The 3,475-nt window shown below is 33.5% G+C and carries 4 protein-coding genes and 2 pseudogenes; all 6 read right to left on the reverse strand.

What is annotated here, in order from left to right; genetic code table 11:
• Positions 1 to 179: 179 nt before the first annotated feature.
• Positions 180 to 592, reverse strand: a pseudogene (locus ACFIKU_RS09430) (hypothetical protein).
• Between the two features lie 183 nt (positions 593 to 775).
• Entirely contained in the window at positions 776 to 1,510 is a 735-nt protein-coding gene (locus ACFIKU_RS09435; protein ID WP_375657352.1) for a type IV secretion system protein, read from the reverse strand.
• Positions 1,507 to 1,650 carry a hypothetical protein gene (locus tag ACFIKU_RS09440; RefSeq protein ID WP_015857026.1) on the reverse strand — a complete coding sequence of 48 codons (144 nt, stop codon included), beginning with the start codon at positions 1,648 to 1,650 and terminating at the stop codon, positions 1,507 to 1,509. Before ACFIKU_RS09440 ends, ACFIKU_RS09435 begins: the two co-directional genes overlap by 4 nt.
• A 240-nt stretch (positions 1,651 to 1,890) precedes the next feature.
• Positions 1,891 to 2,303, reverse strand: a pseudogene (locus ACFIKU_RS09445) (hypothetical protein).
• 220 nt (positions 2,304 to 2,523) lie between these two features.
• A complete protein-coding gene (locus ACFIKU_RS09450) occupies positions 2,524 to 3,276 on the reverse strand; it encodes a type IV secretion system protein (protein ID WP_375657353.1) in 753 nt (250 codons plus the stop codon).
• Positions 3,273 to 3,416, reverse strand: coding sequence for a hypothetical protein (locus ACFIKU_RS09455; protein WP_015857026.1), 144 nt, complete (start codon positions 3,414 to 3,416; stop codon positions 3,273 to 3,275). Before ACFIKU_RS09455 ends, ACFIKU_RS09450 begins: the two co-directional genes overlap by 4 nt.
• Positions 3,417 to 3,475 lie beyond the last annotated feature (59 nt).

The raw sequence follows: 3,475 nt of genomic DNA on the forward strand, positions 1-3,475 counted from the left end.
TGACACTAAAGTAAAGTGTATAGTTTGCGATAATTTATCTTTTCCTAATTTCATGTTTTAATTTATGAAAATAGCTCAATTTTAGTGCGAATATTTTCTACTTTAGGATTGGATATCCTCGTTGTTTTGTCATATGGATATTAAGGGGGCTGTTACGAGAATCATTACTTTTATATCCTCTAGTTTCTATGTCTCCATAGATGTCCAAATGTAATTCCTTTTGCGAGAGAATTGGCAATGCTTGATAGTTTGAGTAACAGCATGATGGATATAATAGACAAGACGATAGCTTCCCCAAACATGAAGCTTACATTCTGGTCGTAATCGAGTTTCATATCGCTCAAATAGTTTGCAAAGATATTCATCATCAGATTAAATACAGTCGCCAAAGGAAACGATTTACAAATCCGGAGAGAGGCATATCTATAGCGCCACGAATGATGAGCCATCCATAGATGATGAAAGCAATTGTGATACCGATTGAAACAAAGGGTGTAATTGTAGCTATTGTTTTTGAGGAAATATCCGTGACATATGTTTTTGTTATCTGATCAATTTTAGTGAAAAGTTGCGTGAACACTGTAAAGTCCATGGAATTCCTCTTTAATGAATTTTCAACTTTTTATCACCTTGAAACATAGATATATGCTAAACGTGTCATTTGCATTTATACATTACCTAAGTGTTTTCATTACGATATCTTGGCTTTGATAAAATCTCTGTGCCCCTCTGAATTGTTCAGATAGTACTGAACCTTTTACAGTGTTTTTTGTTTTCATCGTATGATAGGCATCCCTTTTTTTTCATGGTCAAAAATTTTCATATCAAGTTCGCGTCTTTTCCTTTTGATAAGTGATCGCTCGGCATTACGTAAATACGCTACCATTTGCATCTTTATAGATTCATTTTGGATCATTGCTAATGAACCATCAATATGTGCTTGAAGATCTGCAATGTCTTTCAGGTTTTCTTTTGTTTGAAGTTCATCGAATAACTCTTTAAGGTATTGAAAACGATTTTCTACGTTTTCAAAAGTTTTTAAAGTTAAAGCTTTATCTAGAGACGATATAAATTCTAAACGGGCAAAAATAGAGTTACCTACTTGATCAAAAGTCCCAGAAATTTTGTTTTCTTCCTCTAATACCTTCTGATATGATTCCCTTGAAAGCTTATCACTCTTATAGAACGATTCTGGCTCTTTGAGAAAAAAACTAGAAAAGTCTATTTTCTGAGGTCCAGTTTTCTGATTCTTTGTTATAGCTTGATAGGCTTTTTCTGTTTGTGAAAGTTGTTCTTTTTTTAACTCAAGCTGTTTTTTTAAGAGCTCAATAGCTTCCCCTTTTTTTAATAGCTTAATAAGCTCCAGATATTCTGCTGATAGGGCAGGTGGTGGGGTTGGGTTCTTCTGTGATGAGGGTTCGAAAGATACGGTTATCTCTGCATTTGCTGGAGCTAGATTCAGCATTCCCCAAATGGTAATCATTCCTGTTATAATAAATTGCTTTTTCATCTGTCTCCTCGCTTAATTTCGGCAGGGATTGTTTTATTAATAGGCACACGGTTTCTATCATTAGGCTGTTTTAGCTTTGGTGCTAATGCACAAGCCGATAAAAGGTTTGCAATCAAAATTACAAGAATGATATTTTTCATTTTAATATAACTCTTTTTACTGTTATATGCATCCTGATATTTATTTTCATTATTATAATTTTGATACTAAAGTAAAGTGTATAGTTTGCGATAATTTATCTTTTCTTAATTTCATGTTTTAATTTATGAAAATAGCTCGATTTCAGTGCGAATATTTTCTACTTTAGGATTGGATATCCTCGTTGTTTTGTCATATGGATATTAAGGGGGCTGTTACGAGAATCATTACTTTTATATCCTCTAGTTTCTATGTCTCCATAGATGTCCAAATGTAATTCCTTTTGCGAGAGAATTGGCAATGCTTGATAGTTTGAGTAACAGCATGATGGATATAATAGACAAGACGATAGCTTCCCCAAACATGAAGCTTACATTCTGGTCGTAATCGAGTTTCATATCGCTCAAATAGTTTGCAAAGATATTCATCATCAGATTAAATACAGTCGCCAAAGGAAACGATTTACAAATCCGTAGAGAGGCATATCTATAGCGCCCCGAATGATGAGCCAACCATAGATGATGAAAGCGATTGTGACACCGATTGATACAAAGGGTGTAATTGTAGCTATTGTTTTTGAGGAAATATCCGTGATATATGTTTTTGTTATCTGATCAATTTTATTGAAAAGTTGCGTGAACACTGTAAAGTCCATGGAATTCCTCTTTAACAAATTTTCAACTTTTTATCACCTTGAAATATAGATATATGCCAAATGCGTTATTTGCATGTATATATTACCTAAGCATTTTCATCATGATATCTTGGCTTTGATAAAAGCTTTCCGCCTCTCTGAATTGTTCGGATAGTACTGAGCCTTCTACATCGGCTTTTGTTTTCATAAAAAAAGCAAATCTTGTAAAGAGCTTTAGTGGCTAAAATCTTATTTGAGGCACACGTGTGAGGGCATTGTTCATAACTCTTTTATACAATATACGTTTTTGCATTTCGATAAGAAACTCTTCATTATTGCTTAAATTTCTGACCATTTGTAGCTTTGTATATTCATTTTGGAGCATGGCTGACATGTTTCTGATACGTGTTTGCAGCTCGAAAACTTCTCTCAGATCTTTTGTTTCATCTATATCTTTTAAGAAACCGGCAATTTGTGTAAAGCGGTTCTCTGCTTCTTGGAAAGTTTGCAAACTTACAGCTTTATCGATAATTCCACTATATTGAAGACGCTTATTAAGCCTATCGTATAGTATATTATGTTGTACGAACGGGAGGATGACTCTCCACTCATCTCCGTTAACTTCAGTTATAAGGTGTTCGAAATAAGAATGACCTTTGAAGTTTTTGCTATATAAACCCTTGTATGTTTTGTGGGGAGATGGGTAAAAAGGCGAATGTTGTAATAAAAATTTCGATAATTCGTCTCTTTTTATTTTTTTATTTCCTGTTATAGACTGATGGATTTTTTCCGCGTTTTCGATCTGGTCTTCGTTTGCTTTAATTTGTTGTTTTAACAAATCAATAATTTTCAGATATTCTGCTTCTGAAAAAGTGGGAGGAGTTTGGACAGTTGAACCTTGAGTTCCAGAACCCCAACTAAAGTTAGACATTAGAGTTAAATTTATCATTGCCAAAATGGTAATCATTCCTGTTATAATAAATTGCTTTTTCATCTGTCTCCTCGCTTGATTTCGGCAGGGATTGTTTTATTAATAGGCACACGGTTTCTATCATTTGGTTGTTTTAGCTTTGGTGCTAATGCACAAGCCGATAAAAGGTTTGCAATCAAAATTACAAGAATGATATTTTTCATTTTAATATAACTCTTTTTACTGTTATATGCATCCTGATATTTATTTTCATTATTATAAT

This window comes from Bartonella sp. CM120XJJH, assembly GCF_042194715.1.
Lineage (GTDB): Bacteria > Pseudomonadota > Alphaproteobacteria > Rhizobiales > Rhizobiaceae > Bartonella.

Bases quoted from the DNA above. Each gene is read 5' to 3' on its own strand.
- ACFIKU_RS09435 (WP_375657352.1), bottom strand. From the start codon at position 1,510: ATGAAAAAGCAATTTATTATAACAGGAATGATTACCATTTGGGGAATG.
- ACFIKU_RS09440 (WP_015857026.1), bottom strand. From the start codon at position 1,650: ATGAAAAATATCATTCTTGTAATTTTGATTGCAAACCTTTTATCGGCT.
- ACFIKU_RS09450 (WP_375657353.1), bottom strand. From the start codon at position 3,276: ATGAAAAAGCAATTTATTATAACAGGAATGATTACCATTTTGGCAATG.
- ACFIKU_RS09455 (WP_015857026.1), bottom strand. From the start codon at position 3,416: ATGAAAAATATCATTCTTGTAATTTTGATTGCAAACCTTTTATCGGCT.